A 21,616-nucleotide genomic window follows, 5' to 3' on the forward strand; every position below is an offset into this window, starting at 1 on the left:
CGTGACCAGCGGGCCCTGACTATTTGCTATGAGATCCCGGCGCACTGGCCTGGTCCGGTCCCCTGGCACTGTGCCACCACCTGATAGTGCTCCACCGTGGGAAAGGGGTCGTAGAAGTGATGCAACAATGCCTTCCACTGCTGGTACTGGGGTGAGCCGCGAAAGCCCTGAGTGTGATCTTCGAGCCGCTGCCAGCTGACCAACAGCAGATAGCGGTGGGGATCGGTCAGCGAGTGCTGCAACTGGTGCCCGGCGTAACCCGGCATGGTACTGATGATGGCCTGGGCTTGGCCAAAGGCCTGCTCGAAGGCGGCAGCCTGGCCCGGAATGACCTGCAGATGAGCGACTTCCAATATCATGGTGACTCCTTGTCCTGAGAGGGCAAGGGGCATTCCAGCAGTTCGGGGCGCAATAGACAAGGCCAGCCGCATGGCTGGCCTTGTCATTGTTGATCAGGGGTGCGTTTTATCCATTGATCAATGGCTGGGATGGCGGGCCCGATAGCGCTCTGCCATGGCGTTGGCCGCGATCATGGCGCCGTAGACATCCTGCTCGTTCACGGCCATGGGCATGTTGCCCATGGTGTCCAGGGGATCGCAGGCAAGCGCCGCCACCTTGCGCCACTCGCTCTCGACAAAGCGGGTCAGCCCCATCTCCTGCAGTGTCATGGGCAGACCGGCGACATGGATGATGCGCATCACCTCGTCGAGCTCGGCCTTGGGGGCGCGCTCCAGCACCAGCTGGGTCAGCAGCCCGAAGACCACCTTCTCTCCGTGCTGGGCACGGTGCAGGTCGGGCACCACCGACATGCCGTTGTTGACCGCATGGGCTGCCGCCAGACCACCGGCCTCGGCGCCGACCCCGCTCAGGTAGATAGTGGCCTCGATGATCTGCTCCAGCGCCGGTGTGGTGACGTGATGGCGCACCGCGTCCATCGCCATGTCGATGTTCTCCCCCAGCAGCTCATAGCAGAGCCGGGCCAGGCCAAGCCCGGTGCGGGAGGGGCGTTTTCCCACCAGGTTGATGCCATCGGCCCGATAGCAGGCGCGGGCTTCGAAATAGGTGGCCAGCGCATCCCCCACGCCGGCGGCGAAGAAGCGGACAGGGGCTGCGGCTATGATGGCGGTGTCGGCGATCACCACGTCCGGGTTCTGGGGCAGGAACAGATAGCGCTCGAACTCACCCGCCTGATTGTAAATGACCGCCAGCGCGGTACAGGGGGCATCGGTAGAGGCTATGGTGGGGAACAGCACCACGGGGCGGCGCAGGTAGAAGGCGACCGCCTTCGCCACGTCCAGGGTCTTGCCACCGCCGATCCCGACGATCACGTTGGCGCCCTGCTGTTCGGCGAGATCCACGAGGCGGTGGATCTCGATGTCGGTACATTCGTAGTTGAATTTCTCGACCGCGCCCTTCAGGCCCGCTTGCAGCAGGCCGGCCAGCGCCTCTTCACGCACCCGCTCCAGAATGAACTCGTCGCTGACGAGCAGGGCGTTGTCGCCAAAATCTTTCACATGATCATGGAGTTGGGGCAGAAGGTCGTGGCCGATGATGAACTTTTTGGGAGAGGTGACGGTACGAGGCAGGATAGGCATGCAGGATTCCTCAAGACAGTGAGTGGCACCCGGTTGGTATGCAAACGGGTCTTCTTGCCACACCATACGCCTCGTCTGCCATCAGGTGAAGGGAGAGTGGGGTTCATCCCTCGATTAAATTAATCAAAGTGCCTGTTGGATGGTTTATCTGGGGTGAAGAGATGCAGGCTGCGAGGTGCCGATGGCCAGCATGCGCCCTCTCTGGAAGCAGGGCGCAAGGCCATCTTTGCAGGGGAAACTCAGAGTTGCTTGTAGAAGAAGAGGGTGGCCGCCAGGGTGCCGTCGGCACTGCGGGCAAAGTCCGGGATCTGGCCTGCCTCCTGATAGCCCAGCTGGCGATAGAGGCTGGATGCCACGTCGCCGACCCGGGTATCGAGCACCAGCAGGGTACGCCCGGCGTCACTGGCCCCCTGCTCCATGGCCGCCATCAGGGCGCGGCCGACCCCCTTGCCACGGGCGTGACTGTGCACCATCAGCTTCTCCACCTCGGCCCGGTGGCAGCCGTTGGCCTTGGTACAGAGCGCCAGTTGCAGGGCGCCGACCAGCTGATGCTGCTCGAAGGCGACCCAGAGCCGACGGTTGCCTGCCGCCAGCTCCGTCTCTATCCCTTGCCAGTATCCCAGCCCCTGCTCTTCCGTCAGTGGCGGCAAAAATCCCACGGAGGCGCCGCTGGCCACGCTGTCTTGCAGCAGGGTGATGAGCGCAGGCTTGATGCCCAGGGTGGTATCAACCTCAACTATGTCCATCGAGAGTCCTTGTCAAACGTGGTCACGACAGCGGCATGCGCTGCTGTGCGACAAACAGAGATAAGGTATCCGTGTTTTGCCGCATGACTGGTTAGCCTCGCCGTTTCTGACGCCGATTTCAAGCCGAAAGCCCCCGTTGGTTGCGCCGGATCACGCTTGACGGTCTGCGCTGCGCCTCAGCGGATGAGATTCTGCTCTGCCAGCCAGGCAAACAGCAGGCGGGAGACGGGGGAGATCTCGGCCAGATGGCGGCTATCCAGCCAGCGCAGCTCGGCGATCTCGGCCGAGGCAACAGGCGTACCGCTGGCCTCGCCGGTGTAACAGCGCAAGCGGACCTGCACGCCTTCAGGCTTGCCATCGGCCTGGGCGCTGAATTCACAGGCAAGGCGCAAGGTGTCGGCTTGCAGGGTGACGCTCAGCTCCTCTTCGATTTCCCGCACCAGTGCCGCTTCATCGCTCTCTCCCGTCTCGCGTTTGCCGCCGGGAATGTAGTAGATGGCCTTGCCGTGGGAGCGGGCGCAGAGCAGTTGCTGATCCTGGAAGGTCAGCCAGGCGAGTTTGTCGATCATGGTTGTGTCCCGGTGGTGAAAATGGTCAGTAGAGAGCCTTTACGTATTTTTCAGTCGGTTCCGGCAGTAGATCTTGCGGATGATCGCCACCAAACGTAGCCCATTTGCTTGCTCCCTTGAATGAGCTATTGGCTATGCTCTTCTTGCTCAGGGTGTCGTATATAACTACCTGAATTTCAATCACATCTGGTTTTCCAGACCATTCTGTTGCCCGTTCCTCCCAATGTAGAATGACGGGTTTCACATAATATCTGAACTGAGTCGGTTCAATGGTGTTCAGGCAAGGGTCTCCATGACAACGGGTCGTGATCTCGACTCTGTGAGCCTTCTTGGAAAATGCCGCATAGATTGCCTGGGCCGTCATTTGCCCCGAATTCTGATACTGCGTAGTTTCATATGACCCATCTTGGGGTTGAGAAATGAGTACCCCCTGACTGGCATCGAGTTTATTGGTCATCGTTTGTACATCGGCTTGTTGATAGGTCGAGCTACAGCCGACAGCAAGCAAGGAGAAAAGGGCACTGAGATAGGGCTTCAAAATACATTCCTTTGTTTAATGAGTTGTTTTTTGATTTTTAGATAAAAGCGTGATTTTTATACCAGAGGTAAAGATGTAACTTATTGATTAAGCTCACATAATTTTTTATATGATCGATATTCTCGCTGCTTCAAGCCCAGCTTTATCGCCAGATGCTCCAACTCGGTTCTGTATTCCTCCAACCGATCTTCATCGTCGGTCATGATGGCCAGCTCGGCAAAATCACCGATCCCCTCGAGATGATCCCGGGTGACATGGAAGGGGCCGACAAAGTAGATGCTGCGCCGCTTGCTGATGGCCAGTACCTGCCGGTAGCCCAGGGTGCGTAACATGCTGGCCGCCTTGTCGGCGTCCGTGATATTGACGGCCTCGCAGCGATCGGCTTCGGGTCCCTTCACTATCCAGAGCTGGATGCCGGAAGGCTGCATGGTGCGGAGCACCAGGCTCTTGCCCTCTGCGGCCAGGCTATGTTCTGGCGTGTCGAAGTAGCTATCCTGTTCCTGGTTGTCTTCCAGCATCACCTCGGGGTTGAGGGCGGCGAGGGCGGTGGTGAAGGCATCGACATCGCTCAGCCGGTACTTGAACTCGACCTCGAAGCGGCCCTGAAAGTGTTGTGATGACATCGGCAGGCATCCTTGAGTGTGCTGTTTTGCATGGCAGGCAGCCTAGCAAAGTTGACCGGCAGGCCCAAGGGGCAGCCGTGCACTCTGTGGAAACGATCTGTTTCTCGCTGCATTCGCTCTCAGTGCATCCTCTCCCTGTGCTCAGGTTGATCAGCTGGGTGCATTTATTCTTGATCTATGACCTTGTTTGCGTGAGGCAAGGGGGCCGTCAACTGGCCGTGAGCCTCTGCCCACAGACGCGCCGGCGGATGCCGAAAAGTTCGGGCTGGCGCACAGGATGGGGCGCCCGGGCTGGGCGGGGGCGGGTCCCTGTGGTTTAATCCTTGCCACTTTCGCGGTAGCGGATCCCGTCTGGTGGATCGGCTGCCCCCGCTTTGGCAAGATGCAGGTGATCAGATGCAAGTGACAGCAGAGAGCAAATTTATCGGACTCGGGGTGGCGGGCAACTTCGCCGGTCATCTGGAGCAGGCGGGAGAGGCCTCGGATTTCGTGGCTGTGGTGGTGCGTGACACCAACGCCCCCAAGGCGCTGTTCCCCTTCTATGTGCCGAGTCATCCGGGCCAGCTCGGTGTCTTCCCCCTGAGCGAGAAGGCGATCTTCCTGCCAGAGGCGGCGGTCAGCGGTGACGAGAAGGTGCAGATCGAGCCGGAAGTGGCACTCTGGTGCGAGCTGGAATACGCAGGCACCCAGGTGGTGGCCATCCATCCCCGCGCCTTTGGGGCCTACAACGACTGTTCCATCCGTCGTCCCAATGCCAAGAAGATCAGCGAGAAGAAGAACTGGGGGGAAGAGAGCAAGGGGCTGGCGGCCACTCTGCTGCCACTGTCTCATTTTGCAGCCGGCTGTGAGCTCGATGACTATCGCATCGCCTGTTACCTGGAGCGTGACGGCGAGCTGCATGCTTACGGGGTAGACAGCGCCGCCGTCGATTACAGCTATTTTCATCGACAACTGCTGGACTGGGCCATCGACAAGTTCAACCATCAGCAGGACGAGGGCCCGGCGGAGCATATCCAGGGGCTGCTGGCCCAGGCTGGCTACCCGTCCCATGCGCTCATCAGCATAGGGGCCACCCGTTATACCCATTTTGGCGAGACCCACTTCCTCAAGCCCGGTGATACGTCCTGCGTGCTGGTCTATCCGGCCAGCCGCTATAGCGACAGTGACATCCGCGAAGCCATTCGCACCCGCCAGTTCGGGCCGGATCTGTCTGTCCTGCTGCAGGCGGTCAAGACCCGCTGATGCCACCCCGGCTTCCCCTGCACCCGCGGGGGAAGCCGGGTCCTCCCGCCACTCGGCTCCCTCCTGCTGCGCTTACATAACGCGATGATTTGCTTTAACATTCAGCCTGTTTAACGGGGGGTGATAGAGGCGCATCATGGTGGAACTCAAAACGATCGGACTGTTTCTGATCACGGCGGTGGCCGAAATCGTCGGCTGTTATCTGCCCTATCTCTGGCTGACACAGGGCCGGAGCATCTGGCTGCTGCTGCCCGCGGGCTTGAGTCTGGTGCTGTTTGCCTGGCTGTTGTCACTGCATCCTACCACCGCCGGTCGCGTCTATGCCGCCTATGGTGGCGTCTATATCTTCGTGGCCATCCTCTGGCTCTGGTTGGTGGATGGCATCAGGCCCACGCTGTGGGATCTGGTGGGTTCGCTGGTGGCCCTGCTCGGCATGGCCATCATCATGTTTGCGCCAAGGCCCGCTTAGGGCTCGTGGGGGAAGCCGTGTCGGCAATCAGATCAGGAGGAGTGCCATGGTGGTGATCAGAGCGTGCAATGAACAAGATATAGCCGGTTTGCTGACCCTTTATCGGGAGCTGAGGCCCCATGATCCGCCGCTGGTTGAAGCCGAGGCGGCTCTTGCCGCCTTGCTGGCCCAATCCCATGTGCGGCTTATCGTCGCCGAGGTGGAGGGGCAGCTTGCCGCCACCTGCCAGCTGGGGGTGATCCCCACGCTCACCAATGGTGGCCGGCCCTTTGGCATCATAGAGCACGTGATCACGGCGGCCCGCTTTCGGCGCCAGGGGCTGAGCCAGCAAGTGCTCGAGCAGGCGCTGGCTCTCGCCTGGCAGCAGGATTGCTACAAGGTGATGCTGTTGTCGGGGGAAGGGCGCGAGGCGGCCCACCGCCTGTATGAAAAACTGGGTTTCAAGGCCGGCATCGAGAAGGGATTCGTCATCAAGCAAGCGGATGCCAAAGGCACAGCCGAGCCTCTTTGATGAGACTATCCACTCCAGCCAACAAGAGTCAGAGCATGAAGATTGAACAAGCAAAGACGCAGGATTATCCGACCCTGATCGCCCTCTGGGAAGCCTCGGTGCGCGCCACTCACCACTTTCTGCCAGAAGCTGAGATAGATGTCCTCAAGCCGCTGATCCTGGAGCACTATTTCGCCGCCGTCGATCTGGTCTGTGGCAGGGATGAGGCCGCTGGCATCGTCGGCTTTTGCGGGGTACACGATGGCAATATCGAGATGCTGTTTATCGCCCCCGAGGCGAGGGGCTGCGGTGTTGGCCGCCAGCTGGTGGCCCATGCCATCAGCCGCCAAGGAGCGACCCGGGTGGACGTCAACGAGCAGAATGGGCAGGCGCTTGGCTTCTACCAGCGCATGGGCTTCGTCGTGACGGGGCGCTCGCCGCTGGATGGCCAGGGCAAACCCTATCCACTGCTGCATATGGTGCTGGCGGGTGTCGAAACGGTGTGATCTATCCCGCCAATAAAAAAACCGCCGAAAGGCGGTTTTTTGTTTTTCAGTGCGGGCAGCTCACGGCTGGCCTTACTCCTCGTTGGAGTTGTCCTGATAGCTGTCGCGCTGGGCCCGGGGCAGGCGGCGCATAGGGGTGAGCCCTGCGTCCACGCCACCGCGATCCTTCTGGCGCGCCGGCGCCGGTTGCTTGCTGCCATCGGCTTTGGGCTTGCCGGCTCCCGGCTTGCCTTTGCCCTTGGCGGGCGCCTTGGCATTATGCTTGGCGTTGGCATGGCCACGATCCCGCGGCGGGTTTTGTACCGGCTTGCTGCCCGGCAGGGTCTGGCGAGTCGGTTTGCCGCTCGGCTCATAACCGGCCAGGATCTCGCTCGGTATGCTGAGGCCGATCAGGGACTCGATGGCCTTGAGCTGATCCTGTTCATCCTGGCTGACCAGGGAGATGGCTTCGCCTCCACGACCGGCACGGCCGGTACGGCCGATGCGGTGGATATAATCCTCGGCCACCTGGGGCAGCTCGAAGTTGATCACATGGGGCAGTTGATCGATATCGAGACCACGGGCGGCGATGTCGGTGGCGACCAGCACCCGTACCTTGCCTTCCCGAAAATCCGCCAGCGCCCGGTTGCGGGCACCTTGGCTCTTGTCACCGTGGATGGCGACGGTATTGAGGCCGTCTTTTTCCATCTGGTGGGCGAGGCGGTCGGCGATCTGCTTGGTGCGCACGAACACCAGCACCCGTTGCCAGTTATTGCGGCCGATCATGTGGGAGAGCAGCTCGCGCTTGCGCTCGCGGTCGACCTTGATGATGCGCTGATTGACCTGCTCGGCCGTGCTGTTGCTCGGGCTCACCTCGATCAGGGTCGGGCTCTTCAGCAGATCGTCGGCCAGCTCCTTGATCTCGTTGGAGAAGGTGGCAGAGAACAGCAGGGTCTGCCGCTCTTCCGGCAGCGCCTTCATGATGCGGCGAATGTCGGTGATGAAGCCCATGTCCAGCATGCGATCCGCCTCATCCAGCACCAGCACTTCCAGCTCGGTCAGGGTGAGGGCGCGCTGGGTCAGCAGATCCAGCAGGCGGCCCGGGGTGGCGACCAGGATGTCGACGCCGAGCTTGATGGCGTCCAGGTTGGGTTTGATGCTGACGCCGCCGTAGGCGATCAGGGTGCGAAACGGCAGGTGATGGGCGTATTTGATGATGCTTTCGCCCACCTGGGCGGCCAGTTCACGGGTCGGGGTCAGCACCAGGGCGCGTACCTGACGACGGCCGCCACGGCCATGGTTGGCCAGCAGACGGTGCAACATGGGCAGGGTGAAACCGGCCGTTTTGCCTGTGCCTGTCTGGGCGCCGCCCAGCACATCCTGACCTGCCAGCACGGCCGGAATGGCTTGCTGCTGGATGGGGGTTGGCTGTTCGTAACCCAATTCCTTGACGGCCCGCAGAATATGCGGTGACAGACCCAGTTCGTTAAATGACATGTTCGAGAGAGACTCCTGAGGTGAGCCTTGGGCTCAACGCGTGACAGACATGCGCTGACGCCTGCTCTGCCACAACATAAGGTGCGGCGGACCACCTTGGCAGTCAGCCACAACATAGAAAAGATAATGGGGGCGTAATATAGCAGATGTGCGACCTGCACGCAGCAGCCGTGTCACTTGCTCAGGCCGGGGTGCGAGTCTGGTCCCGTATCAGCCTGCTGGCGAGGCTCAGAGCAGGGCGCTTATCTCGTCCAGCAGGCTCTCTGGCTTGGTCTGGGGGGCGAAACGATCTACCACCTCGCCCTCACGGTTGATGAGGAACTTGGTGAAGTTCCATTTGACGTTTTCCAGCCCCAGCAGCCCGGGTTTTTGCTTTTTCAGCCAGCGATAGAAGGGGTGGGCGTGCTCGCCGTTGACCTCGCACTTGGCCATGATGGGGAAGCTCACCGGGTAATCCAGCGAGCAGAAGCGGGCTATCTCGTCCGCATCCCCCGGCTCCTGATGGCCGAATTGATCGCAGGGAAAGCCGAGGATCACCAGCCCTTTGGGCCCCAGTTGCTGGTAGAGCGCCTCCAGCCCTGTGTATTGGGGGGTAAAACCGCAGCGGCTGGCCACGTTGACCACCAGGATGACCTGGCCTTGCAGGGCGGTGAGCGAGAGTTCGGAACCATCGAGGTGTTGCAGGGTGAGGTCGGGCAAAGGCATGGTGCACTCCTGGGAGGATGGGGCCCATTCAGGGCGGTTATCATGCACGTTAACGGGCCAGGGCATCGGGGGCAAGGGGCATGTGCCCCGTTTGTGCCATGGCTCTCGTGCGACATGCCCCACCTTTTGGGGAGCCGGATCACAGGGTGACCAGGCCGGTACGATAAAGGGCGCCTTCTGTGGCGGAATAGCGTATTGATGGTGGGACTTCTCAGGAGAAGCAATCTGGTTTGTGCCCAGGCCGGGAAGTCGCTAAAAAGCGCCCTCTCTCCACTTATTGTGAGTCACTCTTGGACTATCAAGCCGTCATGGATGCCATTTACACCCGGGGATGGGTGATAGTGGATGATTTTTTAACCGCCGCCGAGGTGGATGAGCTGAAAGCCTGCCTGCCAGGGGAGTGGCAACCGGCCGGGATCGGACGCGCCGCGCTGCATCAGGGCAACCCCGACATTCGCCGTGATCAGATCCATTGGCTGGAGCCCGATCTTGGCGCGCCTGTGGCCGCCTATCTGGCCCGCATGGAATCCCTGCGCCTCGCCGCCAACCGCCAGCTGATGCTGGGGCTGTTCGATTACGAGGCGCATTTTGCCCGCTATCGCAGCGGGGACTTCTATGCCACCCACCGCGATGCCTTCGCCGGTCGCTCCAACCGCCGTCTCACCTCTGTCTTCTATCTCAACAACGACTGGCAACCGGAGGCGGGCGGTGTGCTCAGGGTCTACGACAACGACGAGCAGTTGCTGATGGATGTCTCTCCCAAAGGGGGGCGGCTGGTATTGTTCCTGTCGGAGGAATTTCCCCACGAGGTGCTGCCCGCCAATCGGGAGCGTTACAGCATAGCCGGCTGGTTTCGGGTCAATGGCAACGGCATGGGACGGCTGGATCCACCCCGCTGACGCCTTTTCGTCCAATTTTTGACACAGGCAGGAATTTTTCAGGCTGTTGTCGGCGGATGGGGCTCCCATCGGCTGACAAGGCTTTATTTCCCTTGCTACACTGGCCCGCACTTGGCTTCGTCCGGTTTTTCAGTACGGTTGGATTATCAGATGGTCATGACGAGGCCGCTTTTCCCAAGGGATCACATCTAATGAAGAACATGCATGTCTTGCTGCTGTGCGGCGGCGGTGGCTCAGAACACGAAGTCTCTCTGCGCAGCGCCAATTTCCTCGAGCAACAACTCGGTTTCCTGCCCGGCGTCGAAGTGACCCGGGTCGAGATGTTCGCCGATCGCTGGCTCTCTGCCGACGGCCGCGAGTGCAAGCTGGGGCTGGACAAGCTGCTCTCGTTTGACAGCGTGGCCCGTCCGGTGGACTACGTGGTGCCCTGCATCCACGGCTACCCGGGTGAGACCGGCGATCTGCAATCCTTCCTCGAACTGGCGGGCCTGCCTTATCTCGGTTGCGATGCCGAGGCAAGCAAGATCTGTTTCAACAAGATCAGCACCAAGCTGTGGCTCTCCGCCATCGGCATTCCCAACACCCCTTATCTGTTCCTGACCGAGCAGAACGACGCGGCGCTGGCCGAGGCAAAAGCCGCCCTGGCCAAGTGGGGCAAGGTCTTCATCAAGGCCGCCTCCCAGGGCTCCTCCGTGGGCTGCTACTCCGCCAGCAACGAAGCCGACCTGGTGCAGGGCATCAAGGATGCCTTCGGTTACTCCGAGCAGGTGTTGATCGAAAAAGCGGTCAAGCCCCGCGAGCTGGAAGTGGCTGTCTACCAGTACGGTGACGAGCTGATTGCCACCTATCCTGGCGAGATCTGCGTGCCGCAGGACAAGTTCTACACCTATGAAGAGAAGTACAGCAGCGCCAGCCACACGGCGACCAGCCTCAAGGCCGAAGGCCTGACCCAGGCGCAGGCCGATGCGATCCACGAGTATGCCCTCAAGGCGTTCCGTCAGCTCAAACTGACCCACCTGTCGCGCATTGACTTCTTCCTGACCGAAGAGGGCGAGATCCTGCTGAACGAGATCAATACCTTCCCCGGCATGACCTCCATCTCCATGTTCCCGAAACTGCTGGAGCATCACGGTCACAGCTTCGCCCGCTACCTCGAGCAGATCCTGCGCAAGCCCGCCTGACGGTTTGCCGAAAACGACAGAGGGGCCCGCGGGCCCCTCTGTCGTTGTTGCGGTTGGCGATGTCACCTGGATTCAGGGGTGAACAGCCAGATGTGCGCCCCTTGTGGATCTGCAATCAGGGCCATGCGCCCGACCCCCGGGATATTCATGGCTGGCACCACCAGGGTGCCGCCGTGCTGATTGACCCTGAGCACCCTGGCATCCACGTCATCCACTGCGATATAGGTCGCCCAGTGGGGTGGTACGCCGGCCATCTCGGGATTGCCCCGGGTGGTCTGCACGCCGGCGATTGGCCTGCCATTGGCAACCAGCATGGGGTAGTTGCCGCCTTCCATCGCCATGGTCTGGCTCTCCCAGCCGAGCACCTCAGTGTAGAAACGGATCCCGGCCTCGGCGTCGGGGAGATAGAGCTCGTGCCAGGTGAAGGTCGTGCCTTCGGCCAGGGCGTGCTCGCGGGCAATGTCTTGTTCTGCCATCGTCGTCCTCCTGTGTCCCATGCGTGGGTGCATGGGTTGACGACCAAGTATAGAGAGGCGTGGTGCCCCGGCTTGCCCCGGATGGGGGGCCTTGCTGCGCGGCGGACGGCTCGTTACAATCTGCCCCCTTTTTTCCCGCAACGTGCACCGCCAGAGCCGCGCCCCATGAAGCCAATCCCAGATCACGCCGTCAATCGCCTGCGCGTATGGCGCAAGAGCATCTCCACCCGTCCTTTTCTCGCCCGTGGTGGCACAGTGCCACGCTGCGAGGCGTGCCAGCTGCGCCGCGACTGGTGTGCCTGCGAATGGCGCCCCGAGCTCAAGGCCGAGGCCGGCTTCTGCCTGCTGATGTATGACAGCGAGCCGATGAAGCCTTCCAACACGGGTCGCCTGATCGCTGACGTCCTGCCTGATACCACCTGGGCCTTCCTCTGGAAGCGCACCCAGCCCCATCCCGAGTTGTTGGCACTGCTGGCCGATCCCGCCTGGCAGCCCTATGTGGTGTTTCCCGCCTGCGAGAAAAACCCGGCGCGGGTGACCGAACGGGTCACGCTCGCCCCCGGCAAGAAGCCGCTCTTCATTCTGCTGGACGGCACCTGGCCCGAGGCGCGCAAGATGTTCAACATGAGCCCCTATCTGGATGGCTTCCCCGTGCTGGCGGTCAAGCCGGATGCGCTCTCCACCTACGGCATGCGGGTCGCCAACTGCGACGAGCACCTCTGCACCGCCGAGGTGGCGGCCTGCGTGCTGGAGGTGGCGGGGGAATTGCAGGCGGGCCAGGCGTTGCAGCTCTGGTTCAATCTGTTCAGCCGCCGCTACATGGCCGGTCGGGTAAGCCGGGCGCCCGGTGAGAATGAAGTGCAACTGCAACAGGCGCTGGCGGCGATAAAGGAAGACATACTCGCTGAGGCGTTGGCCGATAGCGCCGCCTAATGGGGGAAAGGGACTGACGAGGAGAGACCAACAAGACTGATGAAAATCAGGAATCAATTGGCTGCCATCGTTTCGTTAGCCTCATGAGCGAGAGCCCGCTAGGATAGCGACCAGCTTGACTCATTCAGGTTCCCGGCGCGGGTGCGGCGGGCGCCACAATCACACGAGGTCTATGGATGGAATTGGAACTGTACACGCTTGTCGCCCTGTTCGGGGTGGCGCTCATCGCCGGCTTTATCGACGCCATCGCCGGCGGCGGCGGTCTCCTGACGGTGCCGGCCCTGCTGGCCACCGGCATGCCGCCGGCCCTGGTGCTCGGCACCAACAAGCTGCAGAGCAGTTTTGGCTCCTTCTCCGCCACCTGGTTCTATGCCCGCAAGGGGCTGCTGGAGTGGGCCATGATCTGGCCAGCGGTGATCTGCACCTTCATCGGGGCGGCCATCGGCACCCTGGCGGTGCAGACCATAGACGCCGCCATCCTGGAGCGGCTGCTGCCCTTCCTGCTGATGGCCTTTGCCTGCTACTTCTTCTTCTCCCCCCGGGTGAGCGATGCCGAGAGCCAGCGCCGTCTCACCCCCATGCTGTTCGCGCTGCTGGTGGGCGGCGGGGTGGGTTTTTATGACGGTTTCTTCGGGCCGGGCACGGGGTCGTTCTTTGCCATCGGCTTCGTGGCGCTGGCGGGCTTTGGCATGGCGCGGGCCACGGCCCACACCAAGTTGCTGAACTTCACCTCCAACATCGCCTCCCTGCTGTTTTTCGCCCTCGGCGGCAAGGTGGTGTGGAGCGTGGGATTCTGCATGGCGCTGGGCCAGTTTATCGGCGCCCGTGCCGGCTCCAAGCTGGTGCTGAAGAAAGGGGTCAAGCTCATCAAACCGCTGCTGGTGACCGTCTCCCTGTTGATGTCCGCCAAGCTGGTGTGGAGCCAGTATCCTGAGCTGTTTGCCTGGGTCGGCTAGGTGATGTCACCTGCTGATGTCTGTTGCAGCATTCTGGCCTGGAGCCAGTATCCTGAGCTGTTTGCCTGGGTCGGCTAGGTGATGTCACCTGCTGATGTCTGTTGCAGCATTCTGGTGTGGAGCCAGTATCCCGAGCTGTTTGCCTGGCTGGTGTAACGGCCGCTTCGTGGCATGAGCCAGCCAACAGGGCCCGATCCGCTGGATCGGGCCCTGTTGCTTGGTGGCGCTCACACGGTCAGCGGGCGGAAATGGGCCTGCAGGGCCTGCACCAGATGGGCAATCCGTGCGCGCTTGAGGCTGTTTGGTCGGTAGACCAGGTGCAGCGGGCGGGCGAGCCCGGGCAAGGGACGCGCCTTCTCTCCCTGTTCCCCCACCAGTGCCAGCAGACCGGCTGGCAGCAGTACGGGCCCTATGCCCGCCTTGGCCAGTTCGATCAATGCCAGATAGGAGTCCAGCTCCATGGCGGGCACCATGCCCAATTGCGCCAGGGGTTCACGCAGGTAGCGGTTGGAGGGATTATCCAGATCCATGGTCAGGATCTTGCGCCTGTGCCCCTGCTCGAACGGCCGCTGATCTGCCGGCACCCCCTCATCCTGATCGTTTCCCACCAGATAGAAGGGCTCCTCCAGCAACAGCTCGGCTCCCAGGCCATGGCCGGGAGGCAGGCGTCCGGCACAGATGCCGAGCAGGGCGTCGCCACTGCGCACCCGCGCCAGGATCACCGGGGTGTGGTGGGTGGAGAGGGCAATATGAGGATCGCGGCCGAGGTAGTCGTGCATGAAGCGGGCGAGATAGCCCGCCAGCAGGGTTTCGGAGCAGGCGACGGGCAGGGGAGTCAGATCGGTGAGGGTCTGGCTGTCGGCCAGCACCCCCTTCATCTCGGCGAGGCTCGGGGCCACCCGGTCGAGCAGCTCCTGCGCCTGCGGGGTGAGCCGGATCTGGCGACCATCCGGCTCTATCAACTTCTTGCCGAGGCGCTGCTCCAGCTGGGCGATGCGCTTGCTCACTGCCGACTGGCTGATGTAGAGGCGACTGGCCACCTTGGCCATGGTGCCCTCGCTTGCCAGCAGACTGAGTGTCTCCAGTCCTTCCAGTAACATCCTGCCCCCTATGTTGCCATCACGCAGATCGAATGGCGCTACCTTAGGGGCTGACGGCCTCAGGAGCAAGTGTCGTTCGCTGCCTTGGCTGGCCGCCAGCGCCACTCCCGTACGGGCGGGGCGAAGATCACCAGATTGCCGAGCAGGCTGATCACCACCCCCACCACAGAGACAGTCTGCCAGACAAATCCCTCATACAGGGTGGAGAGGCTGAGGGCCACCAAGGGAAACAGCACAGTGGCGTAGGAGGCCTTGCTGGCACCAATCCGGCCCACCAGGGTGAGGTAGGCGGTGAAGGCGATGACAGAGCCGAACAGGGCGAGATAGACCATGGCCGCCAGATAGTGACCGTCGGTCGGTATGGTCAGGGACTGGCCGAGCAGGGTGACCCAGCCCAGCAACAGCACGACCCCGTACACCATGCCCCAGGGCACCAGTTGCAGCACGTGGTAGCCGTGACGCTGGCCGCGGGCCGAGACCAGGTTGCCCAGCGAGAAGCAAAGGGTGCCGCCACAGGCCAGCAGCAGCCCCTTCCAGCCGTTTGCACCCAGTTGCGCATCTGCCAGCACGGGCCAGAACAGCAGCAGGGTGCCAAGCAGCCCCAGCAAGGATCCTTGCAGCCAGCGCAGGTTGGGGCGTTTGCCCTCGAACAGCCAGAGATTGAGACCGTTGAAGATGCTGGCACTGGCGAAGATCACCGCCGACAGGCCACTCGGGATATAGAGGGTGGCGTGGTAGAAGCAGAGGAAGTTGGTGGAAAAGAGCAGGGCGCCGAGCAGGGCCGCGTAGCGCTGGCCCGCCCAGGGCAGACGCGGGAAACGGCCGCTGACGGTGAGCAGGGCAAACAGCGCCAGCGCCGCCAGCAGGAAGCGATAGAGCACTGAGACCTCGATGGGAATGGGGCCGAGCTGCCAAGCGATGGCGATCCAGGTGCTGCCCCAGATAAGGACGGTGGCAAGGTAGAGCAGTAGGTTCATGAGGGATCCTGTGGTGTGAAGAGGGCATGAGGATCAGCATGGCGCGGGCCGGAGCGACTGGCTTGCACCATCTTGCGGTTTTTTCCGCAGGGCCGCAGCGTTTGGTCCGGCGGCGCGGTAAGATGGCCATCAGGCATGAAGAGCGGGGCATAAAGGGTGCAGCAGATGAGAGGGGCAGGGGTATTCGATGCACTGGTCAGCACGGGGGCGCGGCTGGAAGATTCCTGCTGGCTGGAGCCCGGCCTTGGGGTGGCCAGCTGGCGCAACCGCTACGATCAGACCCGCTACCACAAGCCGGGCCACCATACTCTGAGCGTCTATCTGCAGGGGGGCGAGCAGACCGAGCGCCTCGATGGCCCCGGCGGTCATGGCGGCACCGGCAAGGTGTGCATCATGCCGGATCACCACAGATCCGAGTGGCTGGTGCGCGAAGAGTTTCGCTTCTTCCACCTCTACTTCACCCCGGCCCACCTCACCCGCATCGCCGAGCAGGCCTGCGACAAGGAGGGGCGCCATCTGCTGCTGGAAGACAAGACCTTCATCGACGACCCGCAGGCGGCGGCACTGGTGCAGGCCCAGCTAATGAAGCTGGAGTGGCAGCACGGTGTCGATCGCATGGCGCTCTCCCACGGCGCCTGGATGCTGATGCTGCACGCCTACCGCCACCACACCCGGGAGGCGCCGAGTCTGCCCGAGGTGCGTGGCGGCCTGGCACCCGGGGTGATCCGGCGGGTGCAGGAGTACCTGCTGGCCCATCTGGCCGAGCCCGTCACCCTGGCCCAGCTGGCGCAGGAGGCGGGCCTCAGCGAATACCACTTCGCCCGCATGTTCGGCCAGAGTCTGGGGTGTCCGCCCCATCGCTACCTGCAGGGGCTGCGCCTCAAACGGGCCAAGCAGCTGCTGGCGGGCCCCGAGCCCCTGGCCAGCATCGCCATCTTGTGCGGATTCTCTTCCCAGGCCCACTTTGGCAACCGTTTTCGCGAGGCATTTGGCCTCACGCCGGGCCAGTGGCGCGCGCAATTGTCATCCTATCGTCACAGATAACGCTGAGACTCTGGGTAAAACAGGTGTACCATCTACCACTTACCCATTGAAAGGAATGCCCATTGAATTATCGCAAACGTCAGACCCGTACCCGCCACCTGTGGTTCAGCCACTGGAATGCCCCCCAAGATCGCACCTGTATTCCCACCCCTCCCGAACCCGTAGTGCCTCACAGTTCCCGCTGAAAATCGACACGACCCGATAGGATTTTTCCGGCAACTTTGCCACTATTGCGCCATCAGGATGGACTGGATATGGCCGCATGTTTCTGGAACGCATTGAAGTCAAAGGTTTTCGCGGGATAAATCGCCTCTCGCTCGGGCTGGATAACACCACGGTTCTCATCGGTGAGAATGCCTGGGGCAAGTCCAGTCTGCTGCGCGCCCTCTGGTGCCTGTTGGGGCAGGATGCCGAACCCTATCAGTTCGAGGCCGACGATTTTCACCAGCCGGAAGACCCCGAACTCGCCCCCGCCCGCAATCTGCAACTGGTGCTCACCTTCAGTGAGCACAGACCCCAGATGTGCCTGCACTCCCATCGTCTGGCCCGGCTGGGCGCCTCCTGGGTCAAGCACAAAGACAAATTCCATCGCATCCACTATCGCGCCAGCGCTGAGCTGGAGGCCGACGGCTCCGTGACCACCACCCATGACTTTCTCGACGGTATCGGCAAGAGCCTGCCCATCGACAATGCCCATGAACTGGTCTGCCTGCTGATCACCATGAACCCGGTATTCCGGCTGCGGGATGCCCGCACCGCCCGCAGCGGAGTGGAGGTGCTTAAGTGGAGCGATCTGTCGCAGAACCGGCTGAGTCAGCTGGCCAACAAGCTGATCGACGAGCCCCAGCGCATCGGCGAGCCCGAGCTCAAAGAGGCATTGCAGGCGGTGCGCCAGCTGATGGATCACTACTTCAATGCCCTGGCCCCCATCAAGAACAAGCCCCGCAGCCAGCGGGACATAGTCAATCGCCCCATGACGCTGCGCAACCCCGGCAATCTGCAGGCGCTGCTGCGCAATGCCGACAACCGGGCGCTGCAGCTGGCGATGGCGGGCATGGCGGCCACCCTGCTCAATGCCCGTGGCAACCGCGAGCTGGAGCAGGGCGCGCGCCCCATCATGATCCTGGAAGATCCCGAGAGTCGTCTGCACCCCACCATGCTGGCCCTGGCCTGGGGCCTGCTCGAACAATTGCCTGGCCAGAAATTGCTCACCACCAACTCGGGAGACTTGCTCTCCTCCCTGCCCCTGAATCAGGTGCGCCGTCTGGTGCGCCGCCAGCAGGACATCGTCTGCCATCAGCTCGGTGGCGAGCGTTACAGCAGCGATGATCTGCGCAAGATTGCCTTCCACGTGCGCATCAACCGCCCCATGTCGATGTTTGCCCGCTGCTGGTTGCTGGTGGAGGGGGAGACGGAGATCTGGCTGCTCTCCGAGCTGGCCCAGATCTGCGGTTACAGCCTGCGAGCGGAAGGGGTGCGTATCATAGAGTTCGCCCAGTGCGGCCAGTCACCCCTCATCAAGGTGGCGCGCGACTTTGGCATCGAGTGGCATCTGCTCACCGATGGCGACGAGGCGGGGATCAAATACGCCACCTCGGCCCGGGCGCTGCTCAAGGGGGAGCGGGAGCGGGATCGGCTGACCCAGCTGCCGGCGGCGGACATAGAGCACTACCTCTATCACAACGGCTTCGAGGCGGTGTTCAGGCGCGAGGCCGGCGTCGGTGGCCGCTCGACCCTCAATGCCGGGCGCATCATCAACAAGGCGATTCATCACCGCAGCAAGCCGGGCATGGCACTGGCGGTGGTGGAGGAGGCGGAGCGCCTCGGCGGCGAGCATATTCCGCCAGTGATCCGCCAGATGTTTGCCAAGGTGGTGGCGCTGGCGCGCGGTCAGGGCTGATCCGCCCGTCTGCCCCCTGGAGCAGGAGAATGCAGGCCAGGGGAATCGCCCCTGTTGTCCCGGCAGGCTGACGGGGCGCCGGCCACCCACTCCCTCGCCGGAGGCAGGGATTGGGGTTGGGAGTCGGTTTGGGTATACTCGGCCCCTTCTTGGCGCCCCACAGGCGCATCCCGAATCCTTGCTGCTGGAGGCGTCATGTTCGTCCAACTCCCTTTTTGGCTCTTTCCCCTGACCGGATTGATGGCGCTGGGGGCGCTCATCGCCCTCGGCATAGTGCTGTGGCGCGGTGACATCTGCCCGGGCCAGCGCTCGCGGATCACGGCCCAGCTCTTCTCCATCTGGGTGATCACCGGCCTCTCCCTGATGCTGGCGGTGGAGGCCAGGGTGGCGAGCTGGTTGATCTGGAGCGGGGGTGCCGCCCTGATCCTGGGGATTGTGCTGTCGCTGGCCCAGTCCCGGCTGGAGGGCAAGCGGGCCATCCCGTCCACCCTGCTCTGGCTGCCTGCCATGCCGCTGCTGGTCTATGGCGTCGGCTTGCTGCAAATCCAGGGCTGGCTGAGCGGCCTGCTGCAGATGACCTTGCTGGGGGCGGCCTTCGCGCACCTGATGCTGCTGCGGGCGCGTCACCGCCTGCAGGCCTTCAACCTGTTGCTGCCGGTGGCCGGGCTGGTGGCCGCCATCCTGAGCCTGCTCTGGCTGGCGGTGCTGGTGGGTTGGCAGGGCAGTGGCGCTGCGCTGGATGCCCTGATCCCCGGCGTGCTGACCCAGGCCAGCTTGCTGATTGCGGCCCTGCTGCTCTGGTTCAGCCCCATCTATCAACAGCGGGAGACGGCGCCCGTGGTGGTCTCCACCGCCCTGTGCGGCCTCATCATTGCCCAGATAGCGGCGACCAGCGTGCTGCACCAGCTGGCCTGATCGACTGGCGTCATGAAAAAGCCCACCCCGGTTGCCCGGGGTGGGCTTTTTGCTGGCCGCAACCCGGGCCTAGTAGAAGTCGTCGGCCCCGCAGATAAAGAGGCAACTGCTGCGTGGCTGGGCCAGGTATTCCCGGGTCAGCCCCTCCAGCGGCATGCCGAAGGTGCAGATGTCATGGGGTGAGGGCAGGGCGGTATCCAGGATCCGGCGCCAGTAGCCACCGACCCCCTTGGGCGGGCTCGGCAGGTTGAAGGTGAGCGGCTCCCAGTAGGCGTTGAACAGCACATAGAGCGCCAGTTTGGTTTCGCTGGAGAGCGCCGACATGGCGATAGCGTGGGAGTGGGGGCTGAAGTCCGGCTGGGCGGCATTGACCCCGTGCCAGCAGATCTCGCTGTGACGCAGGATCTCGGTCAGCGACAGCGGCATGCTCTCCTGCTCGGGTCGCTGGAACAGGTGCTTGCGATACTGGATCAGCTCCTTCATGAAGCGGAACATCTCCTGCCCCATGACGCTGGGCTGCCAGTTCATCCAGCAGGTCTCGTTGTCCTGGCAGTAGCCGTTGTTGTTGCCGTGCTGGGTGCGCAGCACCTCGTCCCCCATCAGCAGCATGGGAGAGCCTACCGACAGCAGGGTCGCCACCATCATGTTCTTGGCCTGACGCACCCGCAGGGCATTGATCTGGGGATCCTCGGTCGGCCCCTCCTGGCCATGGTTCCAGCTGAAGTTGTGATCGCAGCCGTCCCGGTTCTCTTCACCGTTGGCCTCGTTGTGCTTGTGATCATGGCTGGCCCAGTCCCACAGGGTGAAGCCGTCGTGGCAGGTGACGAAGTTGATGCTCTTCTCCGGATCGGCGTGGTGATAGTGGTAGATGTCCGGGCTGCCGCACAGTCGCTCCACGAAGGTGGCGACGGCGTTGTCATCCCCGCGCAGGAAGTGGCGCACATCGTCCCTGAACTGGCCGTTCCATTCACGCCAGCGCGCGCCGGCCAGGCTGCCCACCTGATAGAGGCCCCCGGCATCCCAGGCCTCGGCGATGAGCTTGATGTCGGCGATGCGAGGATCCGTGTCTATGGTGCGCAGGGTAGGTGCATTGGCCTGGGGCATACCGGACTCGTCCCGCGACAGTATGGCGGCCAGATCGAATCGAAAGCCGTCCACGTGCATCTCCTGGCGCCAGAAGTGGAGGCTGTCCATGATCATGCGCAGCACCACCGGATGGGCGCCGTTGAAGGTGTTGCCGCAGCCCGAGTAGTTGGTGTCCTTCTGGTTGCTGTCGAGTATGTAGTAGGCCTCGTTGTCTATGCCGCGAAACGAGAAGGTGGGGCCATCATCGCCCCCCTCGGCCGTGTGGTTGTAAACCACGTCCAGGATCACCTCGATATTGGCCCTGTGCAGCGCCTTGACCATGTCGCGAAACTCGGTGAGCGGATCGGGGCCGCTGGCATATTGGGCGTGGGGGGCAAAAAACGACATGGGGCTGTAACCCCAGTAGTTGGAGAGCCCCTTGGGGGCATCCTGGGGATCGAACTGGAACACCGGCAGCAGCTCGACGGCGGTGACGCCGAGGGATTGCAGATAGGGGATCTTGTCGATGAGGCCAAGATAGGTGCCGCGCAGGGCGGGATCCACCCCTGAGCTCGGCGACTTGGTAAATCCCCCCAGATGCAGCTCGTAGATCACCGAGCGGGAGAGGGAGTGGGCGGGCAGCTTGTCCCCTTCCCAGTCGTAGTCGCGGGTATCCACCACCCGGTTCTTGGCACACACAGCCAGATTGCTGCCGGGACGGGCCGCGGCCCAGCGATCGTAAGTCGGCCCCAGCTCAATGCTGCGACCATAGGGATCCAGCAGCACCTTGTCCGCATCGAAGCGGGTGCCGTAGTAGGGACGCCAGGGGCCCTGAATGCGATAGGCGTAGCGCTGACCCAGTGGCAGGCCTTCTATATGGATGTGCCAGTAGTAAGCGGTGCGGTTGAGACGGGGTGACAAAGGGATCACTTCAGGGGCGGTATCGTCGGCACTGGCGAACAGCAGCAGTTCGACCCGACTGGCCAGGCGGGCCCAGATGGCAAAGTTGACGCCGTCGTGCTCGGGTGTGGCCCCCAATTGACGGCAATGACCGGCGGATATGCGCATGATAAACCTACCCAAAACGAGGAGTGACAATCCAATTCAGTGTAGTGCGCCAAGCTGGCCCCAAACCTGCTTGTCTGAAAAAACAGCGCCCTGTTGCAAATTCCTTCACTTTGTGCCGCTTTAACCTACGAATGAAGTTTTTT

The 21,616-nt window shown here is 62.4% G+C and carries 23 protein-coding genes; 11 read left to right on the plus strand and 12 right to left on the minus strand.

What is annotated here, in order from left to right:
* Window positions 1-26 precede the first annotated feature (26 nt).
* The 6 genes from CK910_RS15985 to cyaB all read right to left on the minus strand — a co-directional run bounded on the left by CK910_RS15985 (window position 27) and on the right by cyaB (window position 4,071).
* Window positions 27-359 carry an antibiotic biosynthesis monooxygenase family protein gene (locus CK910_RS15985; RefSeq protein WP_098983961.1) on the minus strand — a complete coding sequence of 111 codons (333 nt, stop codon included), beginning with the start codon at window positions 357-359 and terminating at the stop codon, window positions 27-29.
* A gap of 117 nt (window positions 360-476) precedes the next feature.
* Window positions 477-1,595, minus strand: a complete 1,119-nt coding sequence (locus tag CK910_RS15990) for a glycerol dehydrogenase (RefSeq protein WP_098983962.1) — start codon at window positions 1,593-1,595, stop codon at window positions 477-479.
* Between the two features lie 239 nt (window positions 1,596-1,834).
* Window positions 1,835-2,341, minus strand: coding sequence for a GNAT family N-acetyltransferase (locus tag CK910_RS15995; protein ID WP_098983963.1), 507 nt, complete (start codon window positions 2,339-2,341; stop codon window positions 1,835-1,837).
* Window positions 2,342-2,517: 176 nt separating this feature from the next.
* Window positions 2,518-2,910, minus strand: a complete 393-nt coding sequence (locus CK910_RS16000) for an NUDIX hydrolase (protein ID WP_098983964.1) — start codon at window positions 2,908-2,910, stop codon at window positions 2,518-2,520.
* A gap of 25 nt (window positions 2,911-2,935) precedes the next feature.
* Entirely contained in the window at window positions 2,936-3,448 is a 513-nt protein-coding gene (locus CK910_RS16005) for a DUF4823 domain-containing protein (protein ID WP_098983965.1), read from the minus strand.
* Window positions 3,449-3,528: 80 nt separating this feature from the next.
* A complete protein-coding gene (gene cyaB / locus CK910_RS16010) occupies window positions 3,529-4,071 on the minus strand; it encodes a class IV adenylate cyclase (RefSeq protein WP_098983966.1) in 543 nt (180 codons plus the stop codon).
* A gap of 396 nt (window positions 4,072-4,467) precedes the next feature.
* On the opposite strand from cyaB, the gene CK910_RS16015 reads away from it, so the two are divergent.
* The 4 genes from CK910_RS16015 to CK910_RS16030 all read left to right on the plus strand — a co-directional run bounded on the left by CK910_RS16015 (window position 4,468) and on the right by CK910_RS16030 (window position 6,778).
* Entirely contained in the window at window positions 4,468-5,313 is an 846-nt protein-coding gene (locus tag CK910_RS16015) for a DUF5718 family protein (protein WP_098983967.1), read from the plus strand.
* A gap of 136 nt (window positions 5,314-5,449) precedes the next feature.
* Complete coding sequence (locus CK910_RS16020; protein WP_098983968.1) at window positions 5,450-5,782, plus strand: YnfA family protein; 333 nt, start codon at window positions 5,450-5,452, stop codon at window positions 5,780-5,782.
* Between the two features lie 46 nt (window positions 5,783-5,828).
* Window positions 5,829-6,293 carry a GNAT family N-acetyltransferase gene (locus tag CK910_RS16025; RefSeq protein WP_172955339.1) on the plus strand — a complete coding sequence of 155 codons (465 nt, stop codon included), beginning with the start codon at window positions 5,829-5,831 and terminating at the stop codon, window positions 6,291-6,293.
* A 35-nt stretch (window positions 6,294-6,328) separates the two neighbouring features.
* Window positions 6,329-6,778, plus strand: coding sequence for an acetyltransferase (locus CK910_RS16030; protein ID WP_098983969.1), 450 nt, complete (start codon window positions 6,329-6,331; stop codon window positions 6,776-6,778).
* A gap of 72 nt (window positions 6,779-6,850) precedes the next feature.
* Here CK910_RS16030 and CK910_RS16035 read toward each other — a convergent pair whose 3' ends face one another.
* Together CK910_RS16035 and CK910_RS16040 are read right to left on the minus strand one after the other, a co-directional pair.
* Window positions 6,851-8,254, minus strand: coding sequence for a DEAD/DEAH box helicase (locus CK910_RS16035; protein ID WP_043557769.1), 1,404 nt, complete (start codon window positions 8,252-8,254; stop codon window positions 6,851-6,853).
* A gap of 228 nt (window positions 8,255-8,482) precedes the next feature.
* Window positions 8,483-8,959, minus strand: a complete 477-nt coding sequence (locus tag CK910_RS16040; RefSeq protein ID WP_098983970.1) for a glutathione peroxidase — start codon at window positions 8,957-8,959, stop codon at window positions 8,483-8,485.
* A 290-nt stretch (window positions 8,960-9,249) separates the two neighbouring features.
* Here CK910_RS16040 and CK910_RS16045 point away from each other — a divergent pair, with 290 nt between their 5' ends.
* Both CK910_RS16045 and CK910_RS16050 read left to right on the plus strand, forming a co-directional pair.
* Window positions 9,250-9,858 (plus strand): 2OG-Fe(II) oxygenase, encoded by a 609-nt coding sequence (locus CK910_RS16045; protein ID WP_172955340.1) that lies wholly within the window; start codon window positions 9,250-9,252, stop codon window positions 9,856-9,858.
* 191 nt (window positions 9,859-10,049) lie between these two features.
* Window positions 10,050-11,039, plus strand: a complete 990-nt coding sequence (locus CK910_RS16050; RefSeq protein WP_098983972.1) for a D-alanine--D-alanine ligase — start codon at window positions 10,050-10,052, stop codon at window positions 11,037-11,039.
* A 62-nt stretch (window positions 11,040-11,101) separates the two neighbouring features.
* On the opposite strand, the gene CK910_RS16055 is transcribed toward CK910_RS16050, so the two are convergent.
* Window positions 11,102-11,515, minus strand: coding sequence for a VOC family protein (locus tag CK910_RS16055; protein ID WP_098983973.1), 414 nt, complete (start codon window positions 11,513-11,515; stop codon window positions 11,102-11,104).
* Between the two features lie 165 nt (window positions 11,516-11,680).
* Between CK910_RS16055 and CK910_RS16060 the strand changes: the two genes are divergently transcribed.
* Window positions 11,681-12,448 (plus strand): tRNA-uridine aminocarboxypropyltransferase, encoded by a 768-nt coding sequence (locus CK910_RS16060; protein WP_098983974.1) that lies wholly within the window; start codon window positions 11,681-11,683, stop codon window positions 12,446-12,448.
* Between the two features lie 176 nt (window positions 12,449-12,624).
* Window positions 12,625-13,404 (plus strand): TSUP family transporter, encoded by a 780-nt coding sequence (locus CK910_RS16065; RefSeq protein WP_098983975.1) that lies wholly within the window; start codon window positions 12,625-12,627, stop codon window positions 13,402-13,404.
* A gap of 227 nt (window positions 13,405-13,631) precedes the next feature.
* Here CK910_RS16065 and CK910_RS16070 read toward each other — a convergent pair whose 3' ends face one another.
* Both CK910_RS16070 and CK910_RS16075 read right to left on the minus strand, forming a co-directional pair.
* Window positions 13,632-14,504, minus strand: coding sequence for a LysR family transcriptional regulator (locus CK910_RS16070; RefSeq protein ID WP_098983976.1), 873 nt, complete (start codon window positions 14,502-14,504; stop codon window positions 13,632-13,634).
* Between the two features lie 59 nt (window positions 14,505-14,563).
* On the minus strand, window positions 14,564-15,481 hold the full coding sequence (locus CK910_RS16075) for a DMT family transporter (RefSeq protein ID WP_098983977.1): 918 nt from the start codon (window positions 15,479-15,481) through the stop codon (window positions 14,564-14,566).
* Between the two features lie 165 nt (window positions 15,482-15,646).
* On the opposite strand from CK910_RS16075, the gene CK910_RS16080 reads away from it, so the two are divergent.
* From CK910_RS16080 to CK910_RS16090, 3 genes are all read left to right on the plus strand, one after another.
* Window positions 15,647-16,525, plus strand: coding sequence for a helix-turn-helix domain-containing protein (locus CK910_RS16080; RefSeq protein ID WP_378040519.1), 879 nt, complete (start codon window positions 15,647-15,649; stop codon window positions 16,523-16,525).
* Window positions 16,526-16,787: 262 nt separating this feature from the next.
* Window positions 16,788-18,425 carry an ATP-dependent endonuclease gene (locus CK910_RS16085; RefSeq protein ID WP_043141992.1) on the plus strand — a complete coding sequence of 546 codons (1,638 nt, stop codon included), beginning with the start codon at window positions 16,788-16,790 and terminating at the stop codon, window positions 18,423-18,425.
* Window positions 18,426-18,620: 195 nt separating this feature from the next.
* Entirely contained in the window at window positions 18,621-19,340 is a 720-nt protein-coding gene (locus CK910_RS16090) for a hypothetical protein (protein WP_098983978.1), read from the plus strand.
* Window positions 19,341-19,409: 69 nt separating this feature from the next.
* On the opposite strand, the gene glgX is transcribed toward CK910_RS16090, so the two are convergent.
* The gene (gene glgX / locus CK910_RS16095) at window positions 19,410-21,473 is read right to left on the minus strand and encodes a glycogen debranching protein GlgX (protein ID WP_098983979.1); all 2,064 of its coding nucleotides are present in this window, start codon (window positions 21,471-21,473) and stop codon (window positions 19,410-19,412) included.
* Window positions 21,474-21,616 lie beyond the last annotated feature (143 nt).

Source organism: Aeromonas sp. CA23 (assembly GCF_002587065.1).
Lineage (GTDB): Bacteria > Pseudomonadota > Gammaproteobacteria > Enterobacterales > Aeromonadaceae > Aeromonas > Aeromonas bestiarum.

Coding starts and splice junctions, on each gene's coding strand:
- CK910_RS15985 (WP_098983961.1), bottom strand. CDS start 359: ATGATATTGGAAGTCGCTCATCTGCAGGTCATTCCGGGCCAGGCTGCC.
- CK910_RS15990 (WP_098983962.1), bottom strand. CDS start 1,595: ATGCCTATCCTGCCTCGTACCGTCACCTCTCCCAAAAAGTTCATCATC.
- CK910_RS15995 (WP_098983963.1), bottom strand. CDS start 2,341: ATGGACATAGTTGAGGTTGATACCACCCTGGGCATCAAGCCTGCGCTC.
- CK910_RS16000 (WP_098983964.1), bottom strand. CDS start 2,910: ATGATCGACAAACTCGCCTGGCTGACCTTCCAGGATCAGCAACTGCTC.
- cyaB (WP_098983966.1), bottom strand. CDS start 4,071: ATGTCATCACAACACTTTCAGGGCCGCTTCGAGGTCGAGTTCAAGTAC.
- CK910_RS16015 (WP_098983967.1), top strand. CDS start 4,468: ATGCAAGTGACAGCAGAGAGCAAATTTATCGGACTCGGGGTGGCGGGC.
- CK910_RS16020 (WP_098983968.1), top strand. CDS start 5,450: ATGGTGGAACTCAAAACGATCGGACTGTTTCTGATCACGGCGGTGGCC.
- CK910_RS16025 (WP_172955339.1), top strand. CDS start 5,829: ATGGTGGTGATCAGAGCGTGCAATGAACAAGATATAGCCGGTTTGCTG.
- CK910_RS16030 (WP_098983969.1), top strand. CDS start 6,329: ATGAAGATTGAACAAGCAAAGACGCAGGATTATCCGACCCTGATCGCC.
- CK910_RS16035 (WP_043557769.1), bottom strand. CDS start 8,254: ATGTCATTTAACGAACTGGGTCTGTCACCGCATATTCTGCGGGCCGTC.
- CK910_RS16040 (WP_098983970.1), bottom strand. CDS start 8,959: ATGCCTTTGCCCGACCTCACCCTGCAACACCTCGATGGTTCCGAACTC.
- CK910_RS16050 (WP_098983972.1), top strand. CDS start 10,050: ATGAAGAACATGCATGTCTTGCTGCTGTGCGGCGGCGGTGGCTCAGAA.
- CK910_RS16055 (WP_098983973.1), bottom strand. CDS start 11,515: ATGGCAGAACAAGACATTGCCCGCGAGCACGCCCTGGCCGAAGGCACG.
- CK910_RS16060 (WP_098983974.1), top strand. CDS start 11,681: ATGAAGCCAATCCCAGATCACGCCGTCAATCGCCTGCGCGTATGGCGC.
- CK910_RS16065 (WP_098983975.1), top strand. CDS start 12,625: ATGGAATTGGAACTGTACACGCTTGTCGCCCTGTTCGGGGTGGCGCTC.
- CK910_RS16070 (WP_098983976.1), bottom strand. CDS start 14,504: ATGTTACTGGAAGGACTGGAGACACTCAGTCTGCTGGCAAGCGAGGGC.
- CK910_RS16075 (WP_098983977.1), bottom strand. CDS start 15,481: ATGAACCTACTGCTCTACCTTGCCACCGTCCTTATCTGGGGCAGCACC.
- CK910_RS16080 (WP_378040519.1), top strand. CDS start 15,647: ATGAGAGGGGCAGGGGTATTCGATGCACTGGTCAGCACGGGGGCGCGG.
- CK910_RS16085 (WP_043141992.1), top strand. CDS start 16,788: ATGTTTCTGGAACGCATTGAAGTCAAAGGTTTTCGCGGGATAAATCGC.
- CK910_RS16090 (WP_098983978.1), top strand. CDS start 18,621: ATGTTCGTCCAACTCCCTTTTTGGCTCTTTCCCCTGACCGGATTGATG.
- glgX (WP_098983979.1), bottom strand. CDS start 21,473: ATGCGCATATCCGCCGGTCATTGCCGTCAATTGGGGGCCACACCCGAG.